At 44.4% G+C, this 26,859-nt stretch carries 28 protein-coding genes; 9 read left to right on the forward strand and 19 right to left on the reverse strand.

The window, feature by feature from the left end; all coding sequences use genetic code 11:
- Positions 1-2: 2 nt before the first annotated feature.
- From IGI78_RS11210 to IGI78_RS11240, 7 genes are all read right to left on the reverse strand, one after another.
- Positions 3-476, reverse strand: coding sequence for a hypothetical protein (locus tag IGI78_RS11210; protein ID WP_195264738.1), 474 nt, complete (start codon positions 474-476; stop codon positions 3-5).
- A gap of 53 nt (positions 477-529) precedes the next feature.
- The gene (locus IGI78_RS11215) at positions 530-1,864 is read right to left on the reverse strand and encodes a PTS sugar transporter subunit IIC (RefSeq protein WP_195264736.1); all 1,335 of its coding nucleotides are present in this window, start codon (positions 1,862-1,864) and stop codon (positions 530-532) included.
- A gap of 100 nt (positions 1,865-1,964) precedes the next feature.
- Positions 1,965-2,999, reverse strand: coding sequence for a LacI family DNA-binding transcriptional regulator (locus IGI78_RS11220; RefSeq protein WP_288362677.1), 1,035 nt, complete (start codon positions 2,997-2,999; stop codon positions 1,965-1,967).
- 141 nt (positions 3,000-3,140) lie between these two features.
- Positions 3,141-3,743 (reverse strand): hypothetical protein, encoded by a 603-nt coding sequence (locus tag IGI78_RS11225; protein WP_142424235.1) that lies wholly within the window; start codon positions 3,741-3,743, stop codon positions 3,141-3,143.
- A complete protein-coding gene (locus IGI78_RS11230; RefSeq protein ID WP_005225484.1) occupies positions 3,740-4,600 on the reverse strand; it encodes a carbohydrate ABC transporter permease in 861 nt (286 codons plus the stop codon). Before IGI78_RS11230 ends, IGI78_RS11225 begins: the two co-directional genes overlap by 4 nt.
- Positions 4,600-5,511: a carbohydrate ABC transporter permease gene (locus tag IGI78_RS11235; RefSeq protein ID WP_005234717.1), complete on the reverse strand. Its 912-nt coding sequence runs from the start codon at positions 5,509-5,511 to the stop codon at positions 4,600-4,602. Before IGI78_RS11235 ends, IGI78_RS11230 begins: the two co-directional genes overlap by 1 nt.
- Positions 5,512-5,643: 132 nt before the next feature.
- On the reverse strand, positions 5,644-6,960 hold the full coding sequence (locus IGI78_RS11240) for an ABC transporter substrate-binding protein (RefSeq protein ID WP_008379010.1): 1,317 nt from the start codon (positions 6,958-6,960) through the stop codon (positions 5,644-5,646).
- Between the two features lie 241 nt (positions 6,961-7,201).
- On the opposite strand from IGI78_RS11240, the gene IGI78_RS11245 reads away from it, so the two are divergent.
- Positions 7,202-7,720, forward strand: coding sequence for an isochorismatase family protein (locus IGI78_RS11245; protein ID WP_077452781.1), 519 nt, complete (start codon positions 7,202-7,204; stop codon positions 7,718-7,720).
- Positions 7,721-7,775: 55 nt separating this feature from the next.
- Here IGI78_RS11245 and IGI78_RS11250 read toward each other — a convergent pair whose 3' ends face one another.
- On the reverse strand, positions 7,776-8,060 hold the full coding sequence (locus tag IGI78_RS11250) for a hypothetical protein (RefSeq protein WP_026008050.1): 285 nt from the start codon (positions 8,058-8,060) through the stop codon (positions 7,776-7,778).
- Between the two features lie 287 nt (positions 8,061-8,347).
- On the opposite strand from IGI78_RS11250, the gene IGI78_RS11255 reads away from it, so the two are divergent.
- The 4 genes from IGI78_RS11255 (at position 8,348) to IGI78_RS11270 (ending at position 11,116) form a co-directional block, all read left to right on the forward strand.
- Complete coding sequence (locus IGI78_RS11255) at positions 8,348-9,481, forward strand: alcohol dehydrogenase catalytic domain-containing protein (protein WP_195264728.1); 1,134 nt, start codon at positions 8,348-8,350, stop codon at positions 9,479-9,481.
- A gap of 19 nt (positions 9,482-9,500) precedes the next feature.
- A complete protein-coding gene (locus IGI78_RS11260) occupies positions 9,501-9,845 on the forward strand; it encodes a YrhK family protein (RefSeq protein ID WP_195264726.1) in 345 nt (114 codons plus the stop codon).
- A 28-nt stretch (positions 9,846-9,873) separates the two neighbouring features.
- A complete protein-coding gene (locus IGI78_RS11265) occupies positions 9,874-10,089 on the forward strand; it encodes a DUF378 domain-containing protein (RefSeq protein ID WP_008379021.1) in 216 nt (71 codons plus the stop codon).
- 184 nt (positions 10,090-10,273) lie between these two features.
- Positions 10,274-11,116, forward strand: coding sequence for a hypothetical protein (locus tag IGI78_RS11270; RefSeq protein WP_195264725.1), 843 nt, complete (start codon positions 10,274-10,276; stop codon positions 11,114-11,116).
- 54 nt (positions 11,117-11,170) lie between these two features.
- On the opposite strand, the gene IGI78_RS11275 is transcribed toward IGI78_RS11270, so the two are convergent.
- The 8 genes from IGI78_RS11275 to IGI78_RS11310 all read right to left on the reverse strand — a co-directional run bounded on the left by IGI78_RS11275 (position 11,171) and on the right by IGI78_RS11310 (position 20,006).
- On the reverse strand, positions 11,171-12,034 hold the full coding sequence (locus IGI78_RS11275; RefSeq protein WP_195264723.1) for a formylglycine-generating enzyme family protein: 864 nt from the start codon (positions 12,032-12,034) through the stop codon (positions 11,171-11,173).
- A 15-nt stretch (positions 12,035-12,049) separates the two neighbouring features.
- Positions 12,050-12,826, reverse strand: coding sequence for a sulfite exporter TauE/SafE family protein (locus IGI78_RS11280; RefSeq protein WP_195264720.1), 777 nt, complete (start codon positions 12,824-12,826; stop codon positions 12,050-12,052).
- Positions 12,823-13,935 carry a radical SAM/SPASM domain-containing protein gene (locus IGI78_RS11285; RefSeq protein ID WP_195264717.1) on the reverse strand — a complete coding sequence of 371 codons (1,113 nt, stop codon included), beginning with the start codon at positions 13,933-13,935 and terminating at the stop codon, positions 12,823-12,825. Before IGI78_RS11285 ends, IGI78_RS11280 begins: the two co-directional genes overlap by 4 nt.
- An 18-nt stretch (positions 13,936-13,953) precedes the next feature.
- Positions 13,954-15,459, reverse strand: coding sequence for a sulfatase-like hydrolase/transferase (locus IGI78_RS11290; protein ID WP_081118229.1), 1,506 nt, complete (start codon positions 15,457-15,459; stop codon positions 13,954-13,956).
- Positions 15,460-15,501: 42 nt separating this feature from the next.
- Entirely contained in the window at positions 15,502-17,403 is a 1,902-nt protein-coding gene (locus IGI78_RS11295) for a beta-glucoside-specific PTS transporter subunit IIABC (RefSeq protein WP_195264716.1), read from the reverse strand.
- Positions 17,404-17,500: 97 nt separating this feature from the next.
- Positions 17,501-18,325, reverse strand: coding sequence for a PRD domain-containing protein (locus IGI78_RS11300; RefSeq protein ID WP_223273017.1), 825 nt, complete (start codon positions 18,323-18,325; stop codon positions 17,501-17,503).
- Positions 18,326-18,555: 230 nt separating this feature from the next.
- The gene (locus IGI78_RS11305) at positions 18,556-19,290 is read right to left on the reverse strand and encodes an ABC transporter permease (protein WP_195264715.1); all 735 of its coding nucleotides are present in this window, start codon (positions 19,288-19,290) and stop codon (positions 18,556-18,558) included.
- Positions 19,287-20,006, reverse strand: coding sequence for an ABC transporter ATP-binding protein (locus tag IGI78_RS11310; protein ID WP_229045486.1), 720 nt, complete (start codon positions 20,004-20,006; stop codon positions 19,287-19,289). The genes IGI78_RS11305 and IGI78_RS11310 overlap by 4 nt, the downstream gene beginning before the upstream one ends.
- A gap of 96 nt (positions 20,007-20,102) precedes the next feature.
- On the opposite strand from IGI78_RS11310, the gene IGI78_RS11315 reads away from it, so the two are divergent.
- The 3 genes from IGI78_RS11315 (at position 20,103) to IGI78_RS11325 (ending at position 22,286) form a co-directional block, all read left to right on the forward strand.
- Complete coding sequence (locus IGI78_RS11315) at positions 20,103-20,855, forward strand: polysaccharide deacetylase family protein (RefSeq protein WP_195264713.1); 753 nt, start codon at positions 20,103-20,105, stop codon at positions 20,853-20,855.
- A complete protein-coding gene (locus tag IGI78_RS11320; RefSeq protein ID WP_195264712.1) occupies positions 20,852-21,829 on the forward strand; it encodes an ABC transporter substrate-binding protein in 978 nt (325 codons plus the stop codon). The genes IGI78_RS11315 and IGI78_RS11320 overlap by 4 nt, the downstream gene beginning before the upstream one ends.
- Positions 21,830-21,941: 112 nt before the next feature.
- On the forward strand, positions 21,942-22,286 hold the full coding sequence (locus tag IGI78_RS11325) for an arsenic metallochaperone ArsD family protein (protein ID WP_142424223.1): 345 nt from the start codon (positions 21,942-21,944) through the stop codon (positions 22,284-22,286).
- Positions 22,287-22,307: 21 nt separating this feature from the next.
- On the opposite strand, the gene IGI78_RS11330 is transcribed toward IGI78_RS11325, so the two are convergent.
- Complete coding sequence (locus IGI78_RS11330) at positions 22,308-22,967, reverse strand: YczE/YyaS/YitT family protein (protein WP_034878443.1); 660 nt, start codon at positions 22,965-22,967, stop codon at positions 22,308-22,310.
- Between the two features lie 92 nt (positions 22,968-23,059).
- On the opposite strand from IGI78_RS11330, the gene IGI78_RS11335 reads away from it, so the two are divergent.
- Positions 23,060-23,728, forward strand: coding sequence for a cyclic nucleotide-binding domain-containing protein (locus IGI78_RS11335; protein WP_086292000.1), 669 nt, complete (start codon positions 23,060-23,062; stop codon positions 23,726-23,728).
- A 125-nt stretch (positions 23,729-23,853) separates the two neighbouring features.
- On the opposite strand, the gene IGI78_RS11340 is transcribed toward IGI78_RS11335, so the two are convergent.
- Together IGI78_RS11340 and IGI78_RS11345 are read right to left on the reverse strand one after the other, a co-directional pair.
- Positions 23,854-25,296 (reverse strand): glycoside hydrolase family 32 protein, encoded by a 1,443-nt coding sequence (locus IGI78_RS11340; RefSeq protein ID WP_195264711.1) that lies wholly within the window; start codon positions 25,294-25,296, stop codon positions 23,854-23,856.
- A 43-nt stretch (positions 25,297-25,339) separates the two neighbouring features.
- Positions 25,340-26,716: a PTS transporter subunit EIIC gene (locus IGI78_RS11345; RefSeq protein ID WP_195264710.1), complete on the reverse strand. Its 1,377-nt coding sequence runs from the start codon at positions 26,714-26,716 to the stop codon at positions 25,340-25,342.
- Between the last annotated feature and the right edge of the window lie 143 nt (positions 26,717-26,859).

A 26,859-nucleotide genomic window follows, 5' to 3' on the forward strand; every position in this document is an offset into this window, starting at 1 on the left:
TGCTATCCTCGATTTTCCCCATTTTTTTCATTTGTCCCTGCTCGTTGACAAGCTGCTTCAAGATAACGCAAGCGTTTTTTGACGCCACGATTGAAAAAGAATTTGTAAAACAGCGCCGCCAGCATAAAACTGTAGGTTGTTTTCTGCTGCTCAAAACGGCTTTGTTCCGAATACGTGACTTGCAGCTTCCCTTTTCGTCCTGGAGCAAAACTGTACCGTTGATCGATCACTCCTTCTTCATGGGTCGTACGAAGCCACAGCTCATCCGCGGCAATTTTTTTGACCGTCATGACGGCTGGTACCATCCGCGGAGCGGTTTTGGTTTGAATCATCGTTTCAATACGGCAACCTTCCCCGAACGGTTCTTGGGCTTGTTTGGCTCGAAAGAATTTCTCTTGTTCCGCCAATAACACACGGGAAAAGTCCGTAGATGTGGTATTCATTTGATAACTGCAAGACAATGTATCGGTTCTCATCACAAATTCCTTTCTAAAGGGTGCGCGTATTGCATTCCTTTCCGTTTCTGGGCTTATCTTTCTTCTATCCTTTGATTGATCGTCTCAGATGTCGCTTGTTCATTTAATGACGCTTCCGCTTTTCCTTCTTTCAAGTACCCGCGATCCATTACGATCAAGAATGGCACCCAGATCAAGGTCATTACGGCAACCGTCACTAACTGTAAGATTGCACCGGCAACAGAACCCGTGCCTAACCAACCAGATAAGAAGACCGGGGTCGTCCAAACCACCGTTGCTCCAATTGGTCGCGGCACCAAGCCTGCGGCAATCGCAAAGTAAGAGATCGTCGTACTGGCTAATGGCGCTAAGATCCATGGGACAAAAGCGATCGGATTCAAGACGATCGGCAAACCAAAGGTCATCGGTTCAGATACGTTGAAAACAGATGGAGCGATCACGGTCTTCATTAATTTTTTCATCCGAATCGAACGAGCGATAAAGAAGGCCATCGTAATCGAGATCCCCAGCTGCATTCCTTGATTGACGAACACGCCCATAAACGTAGTGTTAATGATATGGGGCAGTTGTTCAGCCCCTGCTTTGTAGGCTTCATAGTTTTCGATCGCTAACGCATTCATGATTGGATCGATCACCGCATTGACCACTAGTGTTCCGTGAATCCCAAACCACCAGAAGAATTGGGTGAACAAAACGGCGATCAGTACTGCTGGCAACGTACCGCCCAAGCCCATCAATGGTTTTTGCAGAATTTCATAAACGAAATCAACGGCATTGCCCCATGAAGTAAAGGTGAACAAGTAGCGGATCAAATTGAAAAGGAACAACGGTGCCGCCCCAGGAATGATGGCGACAAAGGATTCTGCGATCATTGGCGGAACCGAATCTGGCATTTTGATCGTCAGCCCAGCCGCACTGATTTTGCAATAGATCTGCGTAGCGATAATGGCCGTGATGATTCCGACAAACATTCCCTCAGCCCCTAATTTCGACAAGGGGATCACTGTACCTAACTCTTCGGATGAGCCAAAAGGCAGTAGCATCAAAAACGAAGACAGTGAGATGGCACCCGCAAATAATTTGGCTTGTCCATATTTGCCAGCCAACTGATAGCCGATCCCAAAAACAACGAAAATAGCAGTGATACTCATGGTCGCATTTCCGATAGGACCAAAAAAGTCGTTTAGAAACGTGATGAATCCCTCTGGAAGTTTTTCCGAGAGTCCGAAAGTAGCAGGCAGATTTTGAATAATAATCATAATTGACGCAAACATTGTCGCAGGAAAAGCGACCATAAACCCATCACGAAGACTTAACAAGTATTTGTTGTTGGCAATGATCTGAGCAAAAGGCACCATCTTTTCGGCTAATTTATCAATAAACTTCATTTCGTTTTCTCCTTTATTTTTAACTGTAAACGTTTACTACAATCAGTATAGTTGTTTAGTTAATGTTTACACAACCCCTAAAATAAAAAAAGATCAGACGTCACTGATCTTTTTCGGCAATCGATTCTCTAATAATCAATTCACTGCCACAAACGACACGAACCGGCATCGTCCGCACCCCAAGGATTTTATTTTTCGCTAATTCGACACTCATCTGCCCCATCTCTTCGGCTTTCATCTTAACGGAGGACAATGCGGGCGTCATAAATTGCGCCATTTCGATATCATCAAAACTAACGACCGACACATCTTTAGGAATCGATAGCCCCGCTTCAGCGAGTGCCTTGTAAACCCCGACAGCCATAGGATCGCTGGCAACGACGATCGCTGTGGGGCGAGGATTCATTTGCGCGATCTGCTGACCAAAATGCAAACCAGTCTCTGGTGACCATTTCCCCTGCAGCACGGTTGTGAACTTTTCCAATTTATTAAGCAGCATCCATTGGCGATAATTTTCTGCTCGAATCTCTTGTTCATCGTAAACGACTTCGCCAGAAATCGTCACTCGGCTGGCAACACCACCCACAAAGGCAATATTCTCATGGCCCTTCTCTTTTAACATCGTGAGGATCTGGTGGGTCTTTTGGGCAAAATCGGTTTGGATGCAATCGTAGCTGGGGGCTTCACTATAATTATCCACCAGGATAATATTGGCATTTTGCTGACTGATCTCTGCCAAAGCTTCGCTGGTCATCTCTCCAATAATAATGACTGCGCCATACTTCGCCAATTGTACCAAATCTTTTTGAGGCTCCCGCATGGAAAAGGCCCGAATCGTTTTTAAGCGCCACTTCGCCGCTTCTTTTTCGATCCCATTGCGAATCATCATAAAGTACGGATCGTTTCTTTCCGACTCTCGATCGTGGCGGGTAATGATGGCAATCGTGTTTTGGTCGCCGACTTCACGGGAATGGGGTTGATTTTTTTCTTTTGAATAATTCATTTGGTTGGCGATCTCAATGACTCGCTGACGCGTATGTTCATTGATACTGAAGGTTTCATCATTGTTAAGGATTCTAGAAACACTTGCTACCGACACCCCGGCTAATTTCGCGATATCTCTCATACTTGCCATAGCTGCACCTCATCTGTTTACTGTTTACTAAATTTACATTCAGCATAGGCATAATTTTTGACCCTGTCAACCTTCTTTTCACAAAAAAACCGAAACTCCTTAGCTTTTCACTAAGGAAGTTTCGGGATACCCGTTTGTTTTCTATTTGAGCGCTTGGTCACAGAGCAAGACATTGACTAAATACAAGGTGCTGATCCCTAAGACCAATAAGTAGACTGGACCAAACAGCAAAAAGGTCAAGACAAGCGTCACTGTTGCTAAAAGATGCGCCAGTACTCGTTTGGGTGAACGAGCAAACTGGTAAAAACTATAAAACAATGAGCTGGGCTGCTGCGGATAGGTGTGAAGCAGCCTCGTTTGATAAAGCAAGACCAAGCAAAACAAGCCAAAGGTGAACGCTAACGCGTAACTAGCGATCTGAAACAGCGGGTGCTGCAAACGGCTAAAGATAAAGCTGTCCGCCAAAAGCAGCAGGAAGAATAGACTGAGCAAACGGTCTTGCCCTTTTCTTGTTGCCCACTGCTGATGAAATGCTTGCTGAAAATGAGCTTTGCTGCTTGCCACCAAGCCATCGTTACGCAGTTCCGTCAACGTCTCGATCAATGCTCGACTAGCGGTGGTACTGGTGATCAAAGGCAAGGAATACAACAGCCACATGCCTTGTAAAACCAGTAAATGCGGAAGCCAGTTGATGCCAGTCAACAGCGCTTGGTTTAAGCGTTGCGGGGTAACTTTTGTTCTCATCCTTTGGAACCTCCCGTCAGATCCATTCCCTCAATAAAGTAGCGTTGAGCGAGGAAGAACAGCAAGATCGTCGGCAATAGCACAAGCGTTGCTCCTGCCATCAAGTAGTTCCACTGGGTCGTTGATTGGTTTTGGAAGACTTGCAGGCCAATCTGCAGCGTGTACTTTTCTTGGTTTTGAATATACAGTAATGGTCCTAAGAAATCATTCCACGCCCCATTGAAGGAGTTGATGGCAATCGTGATCAGCGCGGGTTTCGTCAATGGGATCATTAGATGGCTCCAAATATAAAGATGATTGGCGCCATCGATCTTAGCGGCTTCGATCAATTCATTGTTAACGGACAAGTAAAACTGCCGCATCAAGAAAATGTTAAAGGCGTTCCCGAAAAACGCTGGAACGATCAGCGGCAGATAGGTGCCGACCCAGCCGATTTTGGAAAACAAGACATATTGCGGGATCATCGTCACAAAGCCAGGAATCATCATCGTAGACAAGACGAGGGCAAAGATCAGATTTTTTCCTGGAAAGGCCAATTTTGCAAACCCATAAGCAATGAAGGAATTTGATAAGACATTCCCGAAGACCACTAAGACGGTAATGAATAACGTATTTTTTGCATACTGCCAAAATGGAAAGGCGTTGATAGTCTCCAAATAATTGCCAAGATTGATTTCTTCTGGGAAAAAGGTCGGCGGGTAACGCACGATCTCCTCCATCGGTTTCAATGATGTAAAGACCATCCACAGCAACGGAATCAGCAGCACGATCCCGATGATCGACATCACCACATAGCTGATGATTTTTTTGACTCGCTGTTGGCTTGATTTGCTTCGTGTTTTTGTCGTCATTTCCATTAGCTGCCACCTCCGGTATAGTGAACCCAGCGCGGTGCCAGCTTGAGATTGATAAAGGTCAAGACTAAGACGATCAAGAACAAGATCATCGACATGGCCATCGCATAGCCCATATCAAAGGCGACGAAGGCTTTGTTCCACATATGCAAATTATAGAAGAGCAGCGAATTCGCCGGACCACCGGTACCATTTTTGGTCATCACGTATGCTTCTTGGAAAATTTGAAAAGAACCGATCGTAGAAGTAATCACATCATAGAAGATGATCGGCGTGATCAACGGGATCGTAATATTTTTGAATTTCGCCCAGACTCCCGCCCCATCGATCTCAGCCGATTCATACAGCGTCGGTGAAATATTTTGCAAGGTAGCTAGATACAAGAGCATCGCGCCCCCTGAACTCCAAATCTTCATCAAAATCAACGCTGGTTTCGTCCATTCGGGATCAAACAGCCATGCCGGACCTTTGATATTGAACCAGCTCAAGAAGGTATTGATCAATCCTGCGGAAGGAGATAATAATTGCATCCATAAGACGTAGACGGCAACCCCTGAAAGAATCGCTGGCAAGTAAAAGGTCGTTCGGAAAAAACTGATTCCGCGGATTTTTTGATTCAATAAAGTGGCTAGAAAGACACTGAACAACGTGGTTAAGGGAACATTGAAAAGTACAAAATACGCCGTGTTATAGAGAGATTTCCAAAACAGGGTATCTTGCGTGAACATGCGGGTAAAGTTCTTAAAGCCGATAAAATTCATTTTCGAAGTCAGATTGTAATCGGTAAAGCTTCCTACGAAGGAAAACAGCATGGGCCCCAACATAAACACCACGAACCCAAGCAAAAATGGCGCTACGAAGAAGTAGCCCCAAAGAGCTTCTTGCCGTTTACTTTTTGAACGCTTCTTTGGCATTCCTTCCACTCCATTCTATTTTTACTCATTGTTTGTTCAAGAAAACATGTCCGCTTCGCAAAGCAGAAAGCAAAGCCCAGTCCGCTAACCGACTGGACTTTCCTTCTTTTTTAAAAACGCTCGTTTTGAAATTTATTTGTTTTGCTCAACAAGATCTTCCACCGCTTTTTGCGCATCTGCCAACCCTTCAGCCGGTGTTTTACTGCCTAGCATGATTTGGTCGATTTGTTCATTGACAAGACTGCTGAAGTCAGGCGCTGTCAATGGCACAGGCGTGATCACCGTGTTGGCAAAGTTTTCATCCGCCATTTGGTAGATCATTTGACCATTTTCATCTAGATTGTCGTTGTTGACCAAGTTTTCGTTGGCTGTCCGATTCGCCATGATATCAAAGCTCTTCTCACCAAATTTCTCTTGAACTTCTGGTGTCGACAAGTATTTGATAAACTCATAGGACGCTTCAGGATCTTTGGCACCGTATGGCACTTCTAAGACGAACCCGCCACCCCATGACCAGTGGCCAGAGCCACTTTCTTTTTCAGGAATTTGAATGACCCCAAATTCAAAGTCATCTGGTGCATTTTCCGCCAAACTTGAGTAGTAGTTGATGTTTTGCGCACGCATCGCCACTAATCCAGAAATGAATGGATCGGCAACCCCTGAACCAAATTCAGCTTCTAAGCGATTGATGGTATCTTGACCATAATACTCTTGCCAGTCTAAGATCCATTCCAACGCTTCGACTTTGTTGTCTGTATCGATTTTGACGTTCTCATCCTTGTCAAACCAGCTGACGCCATCGTCGGCATTCAACGCCCACACGTCAGCGCCTAAATTCCACAATGGGTAAAAACCGATCCGCTCAAAATCATCACCGTTTTTGACATCTAATTTACGAGCAACTGTTTCTAACTCCTCCCACGTTTGGGGCAGTTGCTCTTCACTGATACCAGCCTCTTTAAAGAGTGTCTTATTGTAGAAAATCACTTGCGTATCTGTATTGAAAGGAACGGCATAGGCATCCCCTTCGTACTCCACTGTATCCCATAATTGCGGATAAAATTCATCAGAAAAGCCCTCTTCGATATACTCGCTTAAATTCGTTGCTTGCTGCGCTTCTGCCCGCTGAGCAACAGAATTGATATCTTGTACAATAACATCAGGCGGATTACCAGCAGTGATTGACGACAGTGATTTTGTCCAAATATCGCCCCAAGGCTGGTAGCTGTATTTGACCTCGATTTTATCTTGTGACGCATTAAAATCATCAATAATTTCTTCAATTACTTCTTGTCTTGCACCAGACCCCCAGAAGGACCAAAAATCCAATGTCGTTTTGCCATCTGCTGACTCATTCCCCGAGGAATCAGCGGTTTCACTGTTGCCGCATCCTGCCGCCAGTACACCAACTGAAAAAAGCAAAGTCCCCATATAAAATAACTTTCTCATTTAACCTAACCTACTTTCATTTATTTTTAATGTACTATTTAAAAGCTATCACTACTTCTTCTTTTCAGCAAACAAAAAGCATCGTTATTCGAATAAAAAAATAACATTTTTGCCGTTTCACGACAAGAAGAGCGTTTTCTTTGAAAATATAAAAAAAGTGGGGCATCATAGAAATAGCACCTATTTTTCAACCTCACGTCAGACCATTAAAAAACGATGTTTATAGAAAGGGAGTAACCACATGCTAGTCATTGTCGATATGCAAAACCAAATTCTCGATGAAGAGAACGAAGCGTATGTGCCAGATGGCGCTGCTCTCGTCAAACGAATCGCCAAGCGCCTAGAACAAGCGCGGGCGGATGGGGAGTACATCTTACACACCCGCGACATCCCAATCGAAGTCAAAGGAACGCCTGATGAAGAAGCCGCTGCCCTGCAGCTGATCCCAGAACTTAAGCCTCTCAAAAATGAAAAAGTCGTCAAGAAATACTATTACAGTATTCCACCTGAAGTCTTGATCGACATCAAGAAAAATCTATTTGAACCTGAAGAAGAAAAGAAAATCGAAATCACTGGTGTTGAAACCAACATCTGTGTCCTTTCCAATACGATCGAGATCCAAAGCGCCTTTCCTGACGCTGATTTCACCATCAATAAAACATTAGTCGCTGGTAAAAACCACGAGTCGCAAGGACTCGACATCTTACGAGATTTCAATGTCCAAATCATTGATGGCACAAAACAAACCAATGACCAATAGGTAACGAAAGCTCCCTGTTCAAGGAACAGAGAGCTTTTTCAATTTGATTATTGATTTAATTCATTGAGCCATCTAATAGCTCGGTCGGAATTTCAATCCGAACCTCATTTTCAGTCTGACAGTTTGGACATACGAAGGTTCCTTCGATGGCTTCCTTCACTTCCCCATAAGCGTAATGAATAGCGATTTCATCTTCTGCCAATTCATTCGTTTCCAACGGTGGTACCATGGTTAATTGCCCCTCGCTGTCTTCTTGTAAATGAACGACCAGCTTCCCATCAAAGTTTTCATTGCAATTCGTGCAGGAAGCTTTTCCTCGAATCGTTAGATCCATGATCATCCCTCCTCATTTCTTGTCACTGGTTGATGCAGGTTCCGTTAGATACTCGTAACGCATGCATACTTCACTTTAATAGTGTCACGCTTTCACTTTTTTAGCAAATCATCTGTTTTTCTTTTTTTAAACCATTGATGAAGAAAAAACAAATCAACCATTTTGAGCGTTTTCGTTGTCAAATCGTTAAAATCCTTGCAGAATTAAACTATCTGTTACTGAAAAGTAAAAACATGTTGTTGAAAAAATTAGGGATTGTCCGAACTTATCTGAACAAACAAGGAGGAAAAATGATGCAAGCAGTAACCTGGCAAGGAAATCAAAAAATGGACGTTCGCCGTGTAGAAGATCCAACGATTTTGGAACCGACGGATGCGATCATCCGAATCACCGCAACTGCAATCTGCGGCTCTGATCTCCACCTTTACCACCATGGCGGCTCTGTTTTGGAAGAAGGCTATGTTGTTGGTCACGAACCAATGGGTATCGTCGAAGAAGTCGGCAGTCAAGTACAGAAACTAAAAAAAGGCGATCGCGTCGTCATCCCTTTCAATATCGGTTGCGGTCACTGCCACTTTTGTCAAAATGAAATGGAAAGTCAATGCGACAATTCTTCAGAAGATACATTATATGGCGGCTTATTCGGTTTTGGAAAAATGAACGGCAACCACTGGGGCGGTCAAGCCGAATTCTTGCGCGTCCCTTTCGCAGATTTCACCTCGTTTATCGTACCTGAATCAACGATCCCTGACGAAAAAGTATTGTTTTTATCTGACATCTTACCTACAGCGTATTGGAGTGTCCAAAATGCTGGCGTCAAAAAGGATGATACCGTGATCGTCTTAGGCTCAGGCCCAGTTGGCTTGTTTGCCCAAAAATTTGCCGTGATGGCAGGCGCTAAGCGGGTGATTGCCGTGGACCCTGTTGCTCATCGCTTAGAAAAAGCCAGCAGCTACAATCAAGTCGAAACATTCCAATTGGATGATTTGGCTACTAGTGCTGATGAACTGTATGAGCTGACCAAAGGTGGCGCTGATGTAATCATCGACTGTGTTGGGATGGATGGTTTAGAACCCGTCAAAGAAAAAGCCAAAAACCTAGTCAGCTTGCAAAGTGGCACGATCTCACCGATCCAGATGGCCGCCAAAGCAGTCAAAAAATTTGGTACCGTCCAAATCACTGGCGTTTACATGACACCTGCTTCTTCTTATCCATTGCAAGAATTCTTTATGCGCAACATTGATGTCAAACACGGGCAAGCACCTGTGATCCATTTGATGCCAAAAATTTATGACATGATTGCGGTCGGACTCTTTGATCCGTCACAGATCATCACCCACACGATGCCTCTAGCAGATGCTGCCAAAGCGTATGAGATTTTTGACAAAAAAGAAGACAAGAATATCAAAGTTGTCTTGAAACCTTAGCACAAATAAAGGAGCAGTGATGGCACCTATGCCAAAAATCAAACGGAGTGAACATCAATTCGATCCGGGAAAAGAAGAAGATGTGATCATCAAGGCAAGCCGCTTTCGCATCTACTTTCAAAATCGTTACATGTTGATCTCACTTACGAATGATATTTTGACGGGCTTGTTTTATATTTTCGGGAGTATCGTTTCATTAACTAGCTTGCCTGCGATTTACGGAACGATTGCTTATTTGATCGGCGGAGTCTTTTTGACCATTCGCCCGCTGATTAAAATCGTTCGCCATGTCTATATCTATAATGAGCGCAATCAACAAGGCGAGAAAGAAAAAGATGTCACCATCACCGACGATGAAAGTTGATGGGATGACAACTAGAGAGGAGTTTCCTATGTTAAAAACATTTGATGGGATCGCACTGACGCTATTAATCATCGGTGGAATCAATTGGCTGCTGGTCGGCGCCTTCGAGTTTGACCTTGTCGCAGCGATCACCGGCGGCAGCACGTCGATCATTGCCCGCGTCATTTATATTCTAGTTGGGATCAGCGCATTGTATAGCCTGAAATTCTTTCCAGCTATCGCCCGCCAACAAACCCTCGACTAATTGAAAATAAAACCTGCATCTGCGGTATACTGACCCTAAAAAAGTTAGATTTTTGGTCTAACTTTTTGAGGTCGCATCTGCGGATGCAGTTTTTTTGTCTACAATCATTGAAAAAAAAAACACCAGTTGTACTACTCTTGTATTTAACCTGCTATTTTCGAAAAAAATAAAAAGGACGTGACTCATGACCCCACTTACTAGACCCTCGCTGATACGTCGGATACTCGGCCGGATGCTTTTGCTATTGATTTTCTTATTTATTCTAAGTATTATTGGCGGAATCATTGTTTTAAATAACCTCACCATCGCGGAAAATTGGTTTGGTCTGAATGAATACCAAGTCGTTGAAACCAGGCATCAGATCATTCGTTTGTTCCCCTACTTTTGGGTAGCAGGGATCCTGCTGGTCTTTTTGATCGGTCTGATCATCGGCCTCAAAAAACGCAAAAAATCGCCATTTTACTGGTTATTCTCATTGCTCTTGCTGCCAGCGATTCTCTTTTGTATTGGAGCGGTCTCTACGTTGTTGCCAGTGGATCGCCAACTTTTCCGAGAAGAAACCAGTGCCAAAGAAATTATGGCGGCGCTGCCGAATCAATCCTCATTCAAGGACAAAGAGCTGCAACTGGTCAGCTATAGTTTTCACATCCGCAATGTCCCGCTAAAAAGCGGCATTTATGCAGTTGCGCGAGTGATCAATCCAAACACAGGCCTGCAAGACGAGTATTGGTATTACCCAGAAAATCTGTTGACCAAATGGAAAAAAGACGACGATACGATCGAGCTTTCGATGGAAGATACCATTGCCTTTGATGCCATCAACTGGGGCGTCATTCCCAAGATCATCAAGGATTCTGAGGCGCGAGCAGCTCAGCTGGATCACTATGTCCCTGGCGTCAGCATCGTCATTTTAAACGGCTTCCAAGGTGAATGGACTTGGACCGTTGGGTTAAATGGGATTCGTAATCGCACCGAGATCAATTATGTCTATGATCTCAAAGGAAATTATCAATCCGAATGGCAATAAAATCAAAAGCGGCACCTATCCCCGTGAATAGGTGCCGCTTTTGCTTTTATCGGTTTACTGATCCAAGTCTTTGACACAACGAAACCCTAGATTATTAGCTGCCGACATCCCAGAATTACCATTTCTAGCGGCAATTCGGTATCGTTTGCAATAGGATTCATGGCACAAAAACGAACCGCCGCGAGTCGCATACATTTGATCATCTTGGATTTGATTCCTTGCCCAAAAGGTTTGTCCCGTCTGTTGTTGAAACTGCGTCAGCGGGATGCGGGCAGGATTGACGCACCATTCCCAGACATTGCCGATTACTTGATAGAGACCAAAGCCGTTGGGCTCATACCATTTCGCAGGCGCTGTATTGGCAAAGCCATCTGCTTGCGTGTTGCTTGTTGGAAACTCTCCTTGCCAAATATTGCAATGATAGGTATTTTCTGCCAAAAATTCCCTTCCCCAAGGATATTTTTCAAAACTTGTCCCGCCTTTTGCAGCGATCTCCCACTCTGCTTCTGTCGGGAGGCGTTTTTTTGTCCATTGGCAATAGGCGATCGTATCGTTGCGAGACACCTGAACCACTGGGTGATCCATCCGCTGGGCAATCGTTGAATCAGGCCCTTCAGGATGACGCCAATCTGCGCCGCCAACCGCGTACCACCAAGCCATATTCGGTACCTTTTGACTGCGGTGTTTCGTTTGCTCACTTAAAAAAAAGTGAAAAACGAACGACCAGCCAAAGTGCTCGGCTTCTGTGACATATCCTGTTGCTTCCACAAAAACTTGGAAAGCTTGGTTCGTCACCGTCGTGGCATCAATGGCAAATGCTGGGCTGTCGAGGCTGATTTGCGGTCCCTCAAGATCCTCGGCAAAGCCGTCCATCGTATTCGTGCCGATTCGATAAGTTCCTGCTGGAATCGTGGGCATCTGCTTGCCTCCTTTTTATAATAATTGATAGCCATTGTACAGATTGATCAGTAACACCAGTACGATCACGGTTTGGAATACCAGTGTCACTCGCTGTGGTGACAGGACGTTGCTGGCCTTGGCGCCTAAGAGTCCTCCCACGATCGCGGCTGGAATAACAAACCACAAAATTTGCAGATCATACGCACCAAAACCTGTCGAAAAAGCGATCGTCAAAATTTTTGCCAGCTGTGAGAAAAAAATCGTACAAATTGAATAAATCGTCGCCTCTTTGATCGGCATGGCAAACAGCAGCATCAATAAAGAAACATTGATGGGTCCGCCGCCAATCCCCAGCAAACTGGCTAGAAAGCCGAGAATCAAGCCGCAAGCTGCATACCAGCCGACTTTTTTCAACGCAAACCCGCGCCAGTTATATTTTGTATACAAAAAAGCAAATAATAGTGTCAGCACGGTCACAAGGATTTGGATCAGCTGAACTAGCTTGTCGTCTCGAAAGACCAGCAATAGCCGTTCAAAGACAACATTGCCTAAAACACCGCCTAACACAGCGCCGCCAGAAACCCACAAGGCAATCGACCAATTGATTTTCCGTCCACTGGCTAATTGTCTAGTTGTCGAAACAATGGACATCGTAAAGACCGCTGTCGCCGAGTAAAAAGAAATCGCAGCAACAGAATGGGCGCCGATAAAATCGAAAATCGGTTTGATCAGCACGCCACCCCCCATGCCAGAAACTGCCCCTACGGCATTTGCTAAGACGATCACGAGAAAATAAATCAGTCCGATCATCGTCTCACCCCTTGCAAAAGCCCCAGTATCTCATTGATTCTAGGTGTGAAGTCTTTTAACAGCTCCTGATAGCCGCAAAAACCCTCACTATCCACGTACATTGTATCTTTCATTCGTTTACAGCCTCCTCGGCACATTTTTTGGAAAGGACATTGCGTACACTTCGAAGGCATGTCTTTTTTCTGGCACAAAAACTGCTGCGAACAGTCTTGAGAAAACAATTCCCGCAACGTTTGCTCTTGGATATAGCCCATGCGAAACTCATCTAATACATAGAAGTCACAAGGATAGACACTGCCGTCGGCTTCGATCACATACTGGACTTGGCAATTGCCTAGAATCCCGCAGGCAGTTACTTGCTGCCGCACCAATAGATTCAGTAAATCATCGAACAGCTTGATACTTAGATAACGTCCTTGCGTCAACTCCTGCAGCCAAAACACCAACAGTTGCTGATAGAAGTGAGCAAAGTTTCTTGGTGTCAAGGCATAGTCGTTGGTTGATGTGGCATCCAAATCAGCCAAACAAGGAATGAACTGTACAAAGGCAATCTGCTCTTCCATGAGAAAATCAAACACACGCTGGGCTTCCTTTGCTAAGGGATTAGTCAACACGCACAAGACATTGTACTCAATCTGATAGGCGTCCAATAATCGCTTGGTCTGCAAAACCCGTGCAAAGGTCCCCCGTCCTTTGGCGTCTAATCGATGCCGATCGTGCGCAAGCGGATGCCCATCGATCGACAGCCCGACTAAAAAGCGATGCTCTTTCAAAAAACGACACCACTTGTCATTGATCACCATGCCGTTGGTCTGGATCGCATAGTGTACTGTCACTTGCTTTTTTTGCGCCGCTACAAAAGCCGTTAGTTTTCTAAAATAACTCAGCCCCGCCATCGTCGGCTCTCCGCCTTGAAATGCCAACGTCAAATGATCGCCAGCTTCTAAGTCTGCATAGATGTTTGCAACCATCTTTTCCATTACATCCTCTTTCATTTTGCCAAAGGAACGCACTTCGCGCAAGGAACTGACGTTGGCATAAAAGCAATAGGTGCAGCGCAGATTGCAAAGAGAGGATGCTGGCTTGATCAATACGGAGATGTGTTTCATTTGTTGTTCCTCACTTCTTTATTTCTTTCGTTCGATTGTCTGCCTCTGTGTATTTCTTAAACCTAAACGCTGATACTCGCTTTCAGGGGCTTCAATCTGATCCATTACTTTAATCAATTTCTGAATCATTTCTTGTTCAATCAGTGGGTCATGAAGCGGTGTTAATTGCTTTGGATCATTTTTTAAATCAAACAGCAAGTGGCCCACTGAATAAGAATCGATATAGGTGGAAACTTCGACTTCTGTGTATGGAAAATGATTTGTAAATCGATTGCCCTCTTTCAAGACCATACTGTCTAAGACTTCTTTATTAAAAAAACCTCGCAATGAAGCATAACTAAGCGTCTGCATGGTGATTGGTCCATTCGAAGGGTGAACCGATGCACGCATATACACATAACGACCATCGTAGATATTGACATGACCGCCGTTTGTGCCAAAAATAATTTCTTGATGAAGTGGTTGTGAATGCTGTTTTTTCAACACAGGCAGCAAAGATTTGCCATCCATATCTAAGGTGTTCTCAATTTCAAAATAATCCAATAAAGTTGCTGGAATGTCGATGGTTTGACTCAATACTTGAGTATGGGTTCCCGATTCAGCTTCCGGGTAACTGATGAAAAAGGGCAGATGAATGATTTCTTCATACATCGGTGCTACGTTTTTTCCTAACCAGTCATGTTCCCCTAACAAAAAGCCATGGTCGGTATTCACAATGATCAAGGTATCCTCCCACATATTATTTTTTTCTATAAAGTCCAGCACTCGTCCTAAGTGATGGTCACACATACTGATCAACGCTGCGTATTCTTTTTGCAGCTCAATCAAATCCTGCTCGCCAACGTCTTCTGTTACACGACCATATTTTGGCCAAAAGTAAGGTGATTCATTTGGTGTCTCCTGGTACAATTTGCGATAGGTTTCTGGCACATAAAATGGTTCATGGGGGTCAAAACATTCGACTTGCAAAAACCATTGATCTTCATTTTTGTACTGTTCCAAAAAATCCAAGCCGGCTTGGATCGTTTGAACCGTGGACAGGTCTTCTTCTACTGCTTGCCGTGTTCGATTCGCAAAATGCTGTTCCACAGAAATACCACTCTTATTTAACGGATTCAGCGGTGGATGATTCTCTGCCTGTTTTCTTGGAACCCATCGGTCACCTTCTTGTCCTCTAAATCCTTCCCATGTGGAATAACGGTTATGATAAGTGGCACCGCCATCTTCAAAGTAATGGGAATGGTCGGTTACCAAATGACAATAGACCCCATTTTGCTGCAGCGTATCAAAAATTGACGAATCAAAGGGTTCTAATTGTCCCCACGAACGATGCATAAAATTGTAACGACCTGTATGAAGTTCTCTTCTCGCTGGCATACAAGGCATGCTGCCACCATAAAAGTTGTCAAACGTAATCGTTTTTTCTCTTAGCCGTTCAAAATTTGGCGTGTTGATCCAATCGTTTCCGTAGTTTGATAAAAAATCTCTAGCCAGAGTATCAAACATCAGCATAATTGCTCGCATAGCATTCTTTCCTTCTTTCTTTCCTTTTCTTGGTCATTGCGACTACTTGATGATCGTTATCGCCCCTCGATTATCATCAGCGATCACATCTAAGTATGCGGAAGTATTCGTAACGACGATCGGCGTCACTAACGAGTATCCTGCCTCTTCAATTTCTTCTTTATCAAATGTGAGCAGTACCTCTCCTTGCTTGACCTGATCCCCTTGCTTGACTTTTGTTTCGAAAAAACGACCATCTAAGTTCACTGTATCCATGCCGATGTGAATTAACACTTCCACGCCATCGTCCGACTTCAAGCCAATCGCATGCTTCGTTGGAAACAGTGTTTCAACAACTCCGTCAAAAGGTGCTCGAACCAGTCCTTCATCTGGTGAAACTGCTAAGCCTTTTCCTAATAATCCATTTGCAAATGCTTGATCTTCTACTGCCGACAAAGGCAAAACGATGCCTGTTAACGGTAACGAAAAAGTGATTTCTTTCGCTGCTCTTTCTGATGGAATCAAAGGTGAGGCTTCATTATCACTGGCTTTTGCTTCTTGTCGATCTTCTTGCGGATCATACAAGAAAGTAATCGTTAAAATAAATGATAAGACGAATGCTACAGTGATTGCTAATACATACCCATAAAAGCCGCTTCCGATGCCTTTTGCTGGATCAATGTAGTTGGGTAAACTGAAGATACCCATCCCACCTATAATAAAGGATTTTGTTCCCATTGCACCCATGATTAACCCGCCGATCGATGCTGAAATCAAGGTTGCAATAAATGGTTTTTTTCTAGGCAACGTGATACCGTACAAGGATGGCTCCGATACCCCAAACAGACTGGAAATAAATGCGGGAATCCCGATTGCCCGAATAGAATTATTTCTAGACTTAATAATAACTGCCAGCACCGCTCCTGCGGTCGCAAAAGGAGTCGCTTGTCCTAAGACCATCACTGGGTCGTAACCAAGAACACCGATATTGTTGATTGCGATCGGAATGATTCCCCAGTGAAGACCAAACATGACCAACACTTGCCAAACAGCACCAACTGCAATCCCTGCAATAATTGGGCTGAAGTTATAGATCGCCAACACAGCCGCACCCAACAAATTGCCGATCCACGTCGCGATCGGACCAATGACAATGAAAGTCAGGGGAACCATGATCAAGACGGTTAGAAACGGAACTAAGAAACTTCGCACAATACTAGGAATGATTTTTGTAATACCTTTTTCTAATTTGGCACCAAAATAGGTAGCAATGACGATAGGAATAACGCTGGAACTATAACTCATTAAAATGACTGGTATCCCTAAAAAAGTGACATAAACAGGCGATTCAAAAACGGTTCCTGCAAACAAGGTATACAACGGTTCGGCATTTGCCGTCAAGCCAGACAAAGCTGGATAAACAAGGGCAGCACCGATCGCCATACCGACAAATTGCTTTAAACCAAATTTTTTCGCTGCGGTATATCCTAAAAAGATTGGAAAGAAGTAGAAGAAACAATCACCTGCTGCTTGCAAAATCGCATAGGTTCCTGAAGTATTCTCAATCCATCCCAAAGAAACAAATAGCGCATTTAATCCTTTGATCATCCCTGTGGCAGCTAGAAGACCCAATACAGGTGTAAAGATACTGGAGATCACATCGATAAAAGCATCCAGCGGTCCTTTCTTTTCTCCCGAAGGTGCCGCGTCATTTCCTGCCAATCCTGCATGTTGAACAAATTCTTGGTACACCTCCGGCACATGATTGCCGATCACGACTTGGTATTGACCGCCGCTTTGAACAACTGTCACGATCCCTTTCGTCTTTTTCAGCGTTTCTGTGTCTGCTTGCCCCTCATGTTTCAAATCAAAACGTAGCCTTGTGATGCAGTGGGTCACCCCATTGATATTTTCTTTTCCGCCGACTCCTTTTAAAATTTCATCGACCAATTCTCGATATGCCATCGTCCTCATCCTTTCAATGTAAAAATAAAAAGCAAGACAAATAACTATTCCTTGATGGAATAATTATCAGTCTTGCCTGCATTATCAGTAACAACCTTTATTCGTTCTCTATTAACTTTTGAATGTGTAACGTTAAGTACAGCTTTTCATCATCGTTCAAGGGAACACCTAAATACTTTTCAATCAAAAGCATCGTCTTATAAGCGTCTGCATACTGTCCGCTTACGTGTCCCAATAGTGGATTTGCTTTTACCACATCTGGTCGAGCCTTCAATCGCTGGAAAAAAAAGCGCAAATGGGTGATAAATCGATCGAATGCCAAAGAGTTTTCATCAATTTGTATCTTGTTAGAAAATCGAATAAGTGAAATAATATCGCGAATCTTTTTTGCAATCGATTGGACATCTTTTGGCTGATCAACTTCATCTGTTACTTGTGCATTGATCAAATGCATTGCTATATTTCCTGCTTCTTCTTCCTCAAAGACAACCCCTGTTTCTTGTTCGATCCGTTCTAGTGCTTTTTTACCAACTTCAAATTCCTGCGGATAAAATTTTTTTATTTCCCATGATAATCGGTTCGTAACTGTGATTCCTTGTTCATGCAGTTTAAACAGGTTATACAAATGATCGGTAAGTGATACATAGAGCGTCTCGCTTAACTCCTGGTTAATTTCCGCTTTCGCAAGTGAGATAATATCATCCGCTAAAGACACATATTTTGTCGGAATGGATGACAATAAACTTAAAAACCGCTCGGAAACTTTGTTTTTATGAAGCACAAACACTTTTTCAATTTTTGATTCATCAGCAGTTTGCCCGGGTTTCATTTTGAAGCCAAGACCGGTGCCGATCCAGATAAAATCTTTGCCATCTTGTCCGACCAAAACTGCATTATTGTTTAAGATTTTTTTGATCTTCAAGACGCTTCTCACCTCCTTAAAATGAAAAAAGGCGATACCTTAATACATGTGTAGGATCCATACACACGTAAAAAGGTATAGCCTGCATTATCAGTAACTACCCATTTGATTGCCTTTACTATACTATTTTTATAGAAACGTTGCAAGCGTTTTATTGATTTTTCTTTTTTTCCCCTCTGTTATGAAACTACACGAACTGCCGCAACCATTCATCAATCGATCATGTTTTTCTAAGATTGTCGGTAACGGCACACCACTTTTTCCAACCAATCGATACTGGCAAAAAACAGATAGCCCATCAAAGCAATCAGAAGGATCCCGGAAAGCATTTGCGGGTAGTCCATTTTTGACCACGCACTTAAGATCAGATAGCCGACACCATACGTCGTGTTATAGTTTTCGACAAAAAAGAGGGAAGCCAACGCAATCCCGATACTGACCCGTACACTGGCAAAAAGTGCGGGCATGAGCGCGGGCAAAATAACGAAGCGCAAGACATGGCGCCATTGGTTCGTATAATTTTTCATGACTTGAAAATACGCTGGTGGGATCTTTGTGACTGCATCACGAATCGAGACGATCACTTGAATGACGATCACCGCAAAAATCAAGAGAACTTTTGAGAAATTGCCTAAGCCAAAGAAAATCATAAAGACGGGTAAAAACGCAACTTTAGGAATCGGATATAAAAAGTAAAGCAGTGGACCAAGCAGCCGATCGGCTCTTTGGGATCGCCCAATCAAGATCCCTAACGGCACCCCAACCAGTAAAGCCCCACTGAGCGCCGCAAATACCCGCAGCAAACTGGCACCTGCGTGGATCAGCAAGACTTCTCGCAATGCCCAAAAACGCTCAGCCGTTTCTAAAGGATTAGGCAGTGAACGATTGTTGGTCACCCAGCTTACACCCCACCAAACCACGACAAACGAACAGAAGCCCCAAGCAAAAGATTTAATGGTTTTCATTGCCTTGCCTCCCTCATTTGTTCTTTCAACTGCAAGACGACTTCATAAAAAGCCAATGAGTCTCGTTCCTGCTGGCTGCCGTAAAAAGGATTACTGATCGGCGTAACGCCTTGATCTTTTAGCAGCAAAATCGTCTGCCCCAAAAACACTGCCTCTTCTGGATCGTGGGTCACCACAATCAAGCTGTTTTGTCTACGCTGCTGTTGGGCAGCGATCATGGCTTGGGCGTTTGCTCTGGTTTCTTGATCTAGCGAAGCGGTCGGCTCATCCAATAATAAAACATCGGGCTGTGTGATCAGACCCCGCCCCATGGCGGTCCGTTGTTTTTGACCGCCACTAAGCTGATGCGGATAGCGGTCTTGCACCTGCGTCAATCCCAACTCAGCAATACAGCTGGTGACCCGTTTTTTACGGCGCTCACTAGGGATTTGGTTGATAAGCAGCGGCATTTCCAGGGCTTGGTAGACTGTTTGCCAAGGAAACAAATGCAGTTCTTGGAAAACGACCTCGATGTTGTCAGGGGAACAGCCTTGGTAAGTGATCGTGCCGGATTGCGGTCGCTGCAACCCTTTGATCAAGGATAAAAGCGTGCTTTTGCCAATCCCCGATTCTCCCAGCAGCACATAGGTCGCGCCTTGTTCAAAACAAAACGAAAGGTTTTTAAAAATAGCGATATCTCCATAGGTAAAAGAAACGGAATCGAATAGAATACTCATAAGAGAATAAACTTCTTTCTTCAAATTATTTGTGTTGGTTTTCACATTTTATGCTATACTATTTTTTGCGTGATTGACAAGAAAGGATGGTTTATGATGTTTCAGACCCTCGTATTTCATGAAATACGTCCCGAAGCAGAACTTTATGATCAGGTCCGCCCGATCAAAGTCGCAGACGGTTATCAAGATGCCTTGCCTCTGCCCTTATTCAATAGCACTTCTCATTTTAAACAACAAATCGACTTTTTTAAAGCAGAAAATTACCATACGTTGACCCTTGCAGAAGTCAAAGATTTTTATTTCCGGCAGCAGCCGCTACCAGAAAAATCCGTATTGCTGACCTTTGACGACTGCTATCAATCGATGAAAGAATATGCCTACCCACTGTTGAAAGAAGCTGGTTTCAAGGCAACTGCCTTTGTCGTGACCGGCTGGCTTTTTGATGCCCCTCAGCCTTACGAGCCAGAAGTTTCACGGACATTGAGCAACGCCGAATTAGCCGAAATGAGCGATGTCTTCGAATATGCCAATCATACCGATCATTTTCACGAACGCAAGGACCAGCATGGGCGTTCGATGTGGGAAACACCGGCCGCCTTTGCGCAAGACTTACGAAGCTGCAATCAGCATGTGGCCATCCAGGATGTTTTTGCCTATCCTTTTGGCTTCTATGATCAGCAGACGATCGCCACCTTGGAAAAGGAAGGCTTTGTTCTAGCATTTACAACCAAACCAGGGATCAACACGGCACAAACCAAGCCAATGGAACTCCATCGGGCAGTCATCCCGTTCTCATTACCAATGGCTGCTTTTGAACAACGATTTAGAAACGAGGAAATGAACCAATGAAAAAAACGATTTTAGCAAGTATCCTAGCACTATTCGCTGTCGGCGCTGCCGCCTGCGGCAACACTGGCGAAACAGCAAGTACCAGCAATTCCAGCACTAGCAGTACAGAAGTTGCGGTCACGGATCAAACATTGACGATTGGGGTGTTACCAGCAGAATCAGCGATTCCGATCATTCTAGCAAAAGAAGAAGGCTTTTTCGAAAAGCAAGGATTGACTGTGGAGCTGAAATCCTTCACTTCCCCGAATGACCGCAATGTGGCGGTGCAGGCAGGCGAGTTGGATGGTACCATCAGCGATGTCATGACAGAAGCGACCTTCAAGCAAAACGGCATCGATATGACGATTACTTCTGATATTTTGGAAAACTTCAAGATTCTCGCTTCACCGAATTCAGGGATCACTGAGATGAAAGGGTTAGCGGATAAAAAAATCACCCTTGTACCGAATTTCATTTTAGAATACATCATGGACCAATTTGCACAGGAAAATGATTTTACTTATGACATCGTGGATATCGCTTCTTTTTCTGCCCGTTCCGAAGCATTGCTCAATGACCAAGTCGATGGCGCTGTTTATACGGAACCGCAAGCCAGCATGTTGGCTGCCCAAGGGGCGATTGTTTTAGGCAGCTCTAAAGATGCTGGCATCAAAGGCGGCACACTGCAATTTATGGACGAAGTCATCCAAAATCGCCCGCAAGACCTAAAAGCATTCTACACTGCTTACAACGAAGCCATCGATTACATGAATACTCATTCAGCAAAAGACTATGCTGACATCTTGGCAGACTATCAATTTCCAGATGCTATGAGTACTTACTTAGACAGCCAGGAAGACTATCCGTATGCTCAAGCAGTGCCGCAAGAGCAATTCGACGCGATCATTGCTTGGACAAAAGACAAAGGACAAATCGACCAAGCATATTCCTACAACGAGTTGACCAATTTCGATTTTTTACCCGCTGACGAATAAGAAACAACAAAAAAGACGCATTTGCGTCTTTTTTTGTTGTTTCACTTCTTTTTGCCACTCTTTTTTTGCTCGTGGCAAGAAATTCAGGTATACTTTTGACAAATCAGCTGTCATGAAAGGATTTGATGCAATGCCAACGATCTCTGTTTATGCCGACCAGAAAGAAGATACTTGGGAAGCACACTTGACTCACCAGTTAAAAATAAATGAAGAAAGGACCCAGGCTCATCAAACATTTCATAACGAACCTTTAACGATCGACGAATATTTTTTTACAAAAGATCCTGCCCCTTTCTATACGAATCAAGACGTTAGCCAGCAATTAGCAAGCAATGGGCGCAGCTGTCTTCCGCTCGTTTATGTCGACGATCAGCTATTTTGTCAAGGTCGTTTGCCAACGATCCGTGAATGGGAACAATTGACGAAATCCGGGATCACTGTGCAATTTGATGCGTAAGATCAAAAGGCGTTGAAGGATTTACCCTTGACGCTTTTGCCGTGTCGGTATTCCCAAAGTCAAGTCACGTTCCTTCGACCAAGCGATGGCACCCGACAGCAAAAAGAAACTAATGACCGTCCCTTCCCTCACCGCTAGCGGTAAGCCCAAACTGATCGCTAGCAAGAGCGCCCCCGAAATACAGACCGCATCAACGCCATAACGGTACTGCTTGAACGTCCAGCGACTGCGTTGCGCCAGCAAATGACACCAGTGCTCGATTGGAAATTTCAAGACCTGCAACCGTAAGACTTGCCCCGTCGCCGTTCCAGAAATCAAGATCCCACCGATCAAAGCAGCTAGTTGGCTCCAATAATTCGTCAAGTGCAGCGATGCCAAGAAATAGTAAACAAAGCCATTGATCAAATAGCCGAATGCCAGCAAAGCAAAAAACATAATCAAGTACTCACTGCCTTTTTGTTTGAGGGACGTCTGCCGCCGATCCAATAGCCAACAGGCAGCTAAAAAGCCCAAATTGATGGCTGTTGTGATGGTGCCGACTTTGATTCCGGACATCGTTGCCAGTGTGACATTTAAGGCATTAAAACTACTGACCCCGACGCTGGCTTTAATGGTCAAGCTGATCCCGAAAGCACTCAGCCCATAAAATATCCCAGATCCTATCCATTGCTTTTTATTCATTTTTTCTCCCACACTTTCATTTTTGCTTTTCTAAGTATGTGCTATACTGACTAAAAACAAATAGGAGATTTCTCCTAGTTTGGAGGAAAAAAGTGAAAAAAACCGCTTATGCCTTGGCAATAAAGCAGGTACCAATCAAAGAAAGCTGCCCCTTGCCGATTCCTGAGGAGATTTTACAACAAAGTGCCCTCTGGACCTTTGATCATCGAGAAGCGATCCAAAAAGAAACGGTGCCGATGTCGGTCTTTTTCGTCCTATTGACTGGCAAAGCCAAGATCATTCAAACGCAAGAAAACGGCAAACGTGCCTTGCTACAGTTTCTCCATCCTGGTGACTGCATTGGTGATCTCACGTTGATTGGCGCCGAAACAGTGCCGAAGACCGTGGTTGCGATCGGTGAAACAACTTGTCTGGGCATTCCTATGAAAGCAGCAGCTCACGGGCTCATGCAAGACCTGGCTTTCGTACAAACGCTAGGCAAAACTATCGGTGAAAAATTGCTGCTGCGTATGGATCATTTTTCCGTCAATCAAACCTATCCCTTGGCTTGGCGCCTTGCCCAGCTACTGTTGGAAGCTTCGATCGATGATCTTTTTCAAGAAAAATTAACGGAGACCGCAGAATACTTAGGCGTGAGCTATCGCCATTTGACGTATACCTTAAAAGATTTCAAAACGCAAAAACTAGTCTCAAAAACTGCAGACGGCTATCGGATCGATGCGCCTGCGCTGCAGACCTTTATCCAAAACCAACAAAAGTAGTAGTAAGCAAAAAACGACAGCGAAATAGTTGGTATGATGCTCCCCTAAAAGCCAGAGAAAAAGCTGACTTTTAGGAGGCGCAACAAGAAAAACCAACTGTTTGCTGTCGTTTTCGGGTCGTTGCTTTATTTTTTCGCCAATGCCCATGCATTGACAGTAACCGTGCCAGTTCCGCTGAGAGCGATCGCCTCGGTCCGTTTTGGATACACGCGAGAGGTCAAACAATATTGCCCGCCATTTAAGAAAATCTCAATCGACGACGTATCGACGAAAATCTGCAGCTGCGTCAGCTCATCGACCTTGACACTGCGCTGTTTACGACCGTAGCCAGAAACGCCATGATGGATCGTGAAGACACCAGCTTCATAAGCCAAAGTCGTATCTTGCAAAAGCCCAAGCTGGAACTGCTGCAATGGGGCTTCCGCCATAAATTGCAACTCATACGCCGATTCATCGAATGACAAGTGCTGCGGTTTTTCTGATAGCACAATTTTTTGGCTGACTTGCTTGTCCCGCAAATTTTGGAATTCTGGCAAAGGTTCTTGATACAACTGGTCATTTTTGACCGAAAGCTGTCTTGGCAGCGTTGCGGCATGCTGCCAGCCGCGAGGGATCGTTGGATTGCTGTATTCAGGACTGGTATCCCCTAACCCCATCCAGCCCCACAAGATCCGCCGTTTCTGCTCATCTTCAAAGGTTTGCGGGGCATAGAAGTCAAAGCCATAATCAAGTTCGCGAAACGCAGAAGTTTCTTTGAACGTCAGGGTCTCCCAATCCACCTCTCCAATCAGATACCCTGATTGATGGATATTTTGGCAAGCATGTTCTTTGGCTGCCAAGCCTTGCGGTGAGAAGACCAACACATCTTTGCCATCTAAGTGGAAGTAGTCTGGGCATTCCCACATGTAGCCTAGCGCATAGTCCTCACCGAAAAAGATTCCTCGATAGTTCCATTCATTTAAATCCGTCGATTCATAAATCAAAATTTTGCCTTCGTTTTCCAACGTACGCGCGCCTAGCAGCATATAGTAGGTGTCTTCGTGGGCAAAAACCTTTGGGTCACGAATATGATCGGTAAATCCTTCAGGATAGTCCTCATGCGGAATCACGACTTCTTGCTTTTCGACGGTATAGCCGTCTTTGCTGATTACATGGACCGTGTTTTGTTCTCGTCCACTAAAGGTATAGTCATGATCACCAGGATGTTTGACATTCCCAGTATAGAAAAAATGGATCGTGTCATTCTCGATAAAGGCAGAACCCGAGTAGACCCCGTCTTTGTCATAGTTGTGTTCGGGAGAAAGAAACAGCGCTTCTTCTTGAAACGTGACAAAATCCGTCGACGTTTTGTGTCCCCAGTGGGGGGGTTCTCCGCCGTGGGGCGTTTGCGGTACATATTGATGGTAAAAATGAACGACACCTTTGAATTGGCAAAGACCGTTCGGGTCGTTCATCCATCCTGTTTCTGGCATCAAATGATAGTTCAAGCGCCACGCATCAGCACTGATTTTTTCCGCTAATTCGCTTTGAGTTTGGGCAAGCTGTGCCCAGTATTCTTTCGTTAACATTGTGGTACCTCTTTTCTCTTGCCGATGAACAGCAAGGGATTATTTATTGGTTCAACTCTTTGGCTAGCGGTTTGCGCTGCAATTGGACACCAGCAAAACCGACTGCAAAGGCAATCAAAATCACGACGACGTATTTCAGCATGGCACCGAAATCTCCAGTATACAACAATAGTCCTGGAATAAAAGTGATGCCCATCCCAGTGGCAGCTAATTGGAAGACATACGTCGCAAACCCGCCGACTGCGCCCCCCAGCATGCCTGCGCCAAAAATCCGCATCGAGCGTAAGTTGACCCCAAATAGTAAAGGTTCCGTGATCCCAAATAAGGTTGGAACCGCCGCACTGATGGCATTTGAGCGTTTGACTTTGTTTTTATAAATAAATGCCGCAGCGATCGCAGCCCCAAATTGTCCCGCCATACTTGCTGTACCTAAGACTTGTAGGACGTTTTCGCCTGTCGTATTCAATAACCCTAACTCAATAATACTTAACGAATGGTGCAATCCAGTGATCACGATCACTTGCTGAACCCCTCCGTAAATGATATAACCGATGCCCAATGGTGCTTGCACCAAGTAGACGATACTGTTGATGACTGCTCTTTCAGCTACTTGCAAGATTGGTCCTAACGCAAACAAAATCAAACCTAAAGTAATGACGATCGTTAAGAATGGTGTCACGATCAAATCCATCATTTGTGGAACAAATTTACGGAACCATTTTTCTAACTTAGAAACTAAGATCCCGACAATAATTGCTGGAAAAATCGACCCTTGATACCCAGAGATCGATAAACCGAATAAGTGCAGTGGCTCTGCATCCCCGCTGGCAACTGCCCAAGCGTTCGGCAATTGCGGAGCCACCATCATCAATCCTACCACGATCCCGATGATCGGATTACCGCCGAATTTTTTCGTCGCACTATAGGCGATCAAAACAGGTAAAAAGGCAAACGCTGTATCCGTTAACATTTCAAACATAGCTAACCAGTCAGCACTATAGGTGACCCCCAACTCGGTCAATAATCCCCGAATCCCCATCAAGAGCCCCGTCGTCACCAAAGCTGGAATCAGTGGCACCAAGACATCTGACAACGTACGGACAACTTTTTGGACGGGTGACAGATTCGAATAAACATCATCTTTGAAGCCAGCTTTTTCAGCGGAGGCGTCATTGCCCATCTCTGTAGCGAAGGCTTGATACACTTCATTGACTTTTCCTGTTCCAAAAATGAACTGATGCTGTCCCGTGTTGAAAAAATAGCCCTTGCTGCCCTCAACTGCTTCCGCTTTGTCTTTATCTACTAACTGATCGTCTTTCAAAATCAAGCGCAAACGTGTGGCACAGTGTTCAAAGTTTTTGACATTTTCTTTGCCGCCAACAGCTTCTAACACTTGGTCGATCGTTTTTTGTTCCTTCATTTTTCCCACTCCTTTGATCGTCGGTCCATTTGTGGAACCGGTTCTACATTTGTAGATTAACAGAAACCGTTTGCAATTGCAAGCAAAGAAAATAAAAAAACAGAACGCCGCAACTGGACGTTCTGTTTTCTCGAAAAATATTT

This window comes from Enterococcus sp. DIV1767 (genome assembly GCF_050542585.1).
GTDB lineage: Bacteria > Bacillota > Bacilli > Lactobacillales > Enterococcaceae > Enterococcus_D > Enterococcus_D innesii.

Excerpts from the sequence above, each read along its gene's own strand:
- IGI78_RS11210 (WP_195264738.1), bottom strand. The coding sequence starts at position 476 with ATGAGAACCGATACATTGTCTTGCAGTTATCAAATGAATACCACATCT.
- IGI78_RS11215 (WP_195264736.1), bottom strand. The coding sequence starts at position 1,864 with ATGAAGTTTATTGATAAATTAGCCGAAAAGATGGTGCCTTTTGCTCAG.
- IGI78_RS11220 (WP_288362677.1), bottom strand. The coding sequence starts at position 2,999 with ATGGCAAGTATGAGAGATATCGCGAAATTAGCCGGGGTGTCGGTAGCA.
- IGI78_RS11225 (WP_142424235.1), bottom strand. The coding sequence starts at position 3,743 with ATGAGAACAAAAGTTACCCCGCAACGCTTAAACCAAGCGCTGTTGACT.
- IGI78_RS11230 (WP_005225484.1), bottom strand. The coding sequence starts at position 4,600 with ATGGAAATGACGACAAAAACACGAAGCAAATCAAGCCAACAGCGAGTC.
- IGI78_RS11235 (WP_005234717.1), bottom strand. The coding sequence starts at position 5,511 with ATGCCAAAGAAGCGTTCAAAAAGTAAACGGCAAGAAGCTCTTTGGGGC.
- IGI78_RS11240 (WP_008379010.1), bottom strand. The coding sequence starts at position 6,960 with ATGAGAAAGTTATTTTATATGGGGACTTTGCTTTTTTCAGTTGGTGTA.
- IGI78_RS11245 (WP_077452781.1), top strand. The coding sequence starts at position 7,202 with ATGCTAGTCATTGTCGATATGCAAAACCAAATTCTCGATGAAGAGAAC.
- IGI78_RS11250 (WP_026008050.1), bottom strand. The coding sequence starts at position 8,060 with ATGATCATGGATCTAACGATTCGAGGAAAAGCTTCCTGCACGAATTGC.
- IGI78_RS11255 (WP_195264728.1), top strand. The coding sequence starts at position 8,348 with ATGCAAGCAGTAACCTGGCAAGGAAATCAAAAAATGGACGTTCGCCGT.
- IGI78_RS11260 (WP_195264726.1), top strand. The coding sequence starts at position 9,501 with ATGGCACCTATGCCAAAAATCAAACGGAGTGAACATCAATTCGATCCG.
- IGI78_RS11265 (WP_008379021.1), top strand. The coding sequence starts at position 9,874 with ATGTTAAAAACATTTGATGGGATCGCACTGACGCTATTAATCATCGGT.
- IGI78_RS11270 (WP_195264725.1), top strand. The coding sequence starts at position 10,274 with ATGACCCCACTTACTAGACCCTCGCTGATACGTCGGATACTCGGCCGG.
- IGI78_RS11275 (WP_195264723.1), bottom strand. The coding sequence starts at position 12,034 with ATGCCCACGATTCCAGCAGGAACTTATCGAATCGGCACGAATACGATG.
- IGI78_RS11280 (WP_195264720.1), bottom strand. The coding sequence starts at position 12,826 with ATGATCGGACTGATTTATTTTCTCGTGATCGTCTTAGCAAATGCCGTA.
- IGI78_RS11285 (WP_195264717.1), bottom strand. The coding sequence starts at position 13,935 with ATGAAACACATCTCCGTATTGATCAAGCCAGCATCCTCTCTTTGCAAT.
- IGI78_RS11290 (WP_081118229.1), bottom strand. The coding sequence starts at position 15,459 with ATGCGAGCAATTATGCTGATGTTTGATACTCTGGCTAGAGATTTTTTA.
- IGI78_RS11295 (WP_195264716.1), bottom strand. The coding sequence starts at position 17,403 with ATGGCATATCGAGAATTGGTCGATGAAATTTTAAAAGGAGTCGGCGGA.
- IGI78_RS11305 (WP_195264715.1), bottom strand. The coding sequence starts at position 19,290 with ATGAAAACCATTAAATCTTTTGCTTGGGGCTTCTGTTCGTTTGTCGTG.
- IGI78_RS11310 (WP_229045486.1), bottom strand. The coding sequence starts at position 20,006 with ATGAGTATTCTATTCGATTCCGTTTCTTTTACCTATGGAGATATCGCT.
- IGI78_RS11315 (WP_195264713.1), top strand. The coding sequence starts at position 20,103 with ATGTTTCAGACCCTCGTATTTCATGAAATACGTCCCGAAGCAGAACTT.
- IGI78_RS11320 (WP_195264712.1), top strand. The coding sequence starts at position 20,852 with ATGAAAAAAACGATTTTAGCAAGTATCCTAGCACTATTCGCTGTCGGC.
- IGI78_RS11325 (WP_142424223.1), top strand. The coding sequence starts at position 21,942 with ATGAAAGGATTTGATGCAATGCCAACGATCTCTGTTTATGCCGACCAG.
- IGI78_RS11330 (WP_034878443.1), bottom strand. The coding sequence starts at position 22,967 with ATGAATAAAAAGCAATGGATAGGATCTGGGATATTTTATGGGCTGAGT.
- IGI78_RS11340 (WP_195264711.1), bottom strand. The coding sequence starts at position 25,296 with ATGTTAACGAAAGAATACTGGGCACAGCTTGCCCAAACTCAAAGCGAA.
- IGI78_RS11345 (WP_195264710.1), bottom strand. The coding sequence starts at position 26,716 with ATGAAGGAACAAAAAACGATCGACCAAGTGTTAGAAGCTGTTGGCGGC.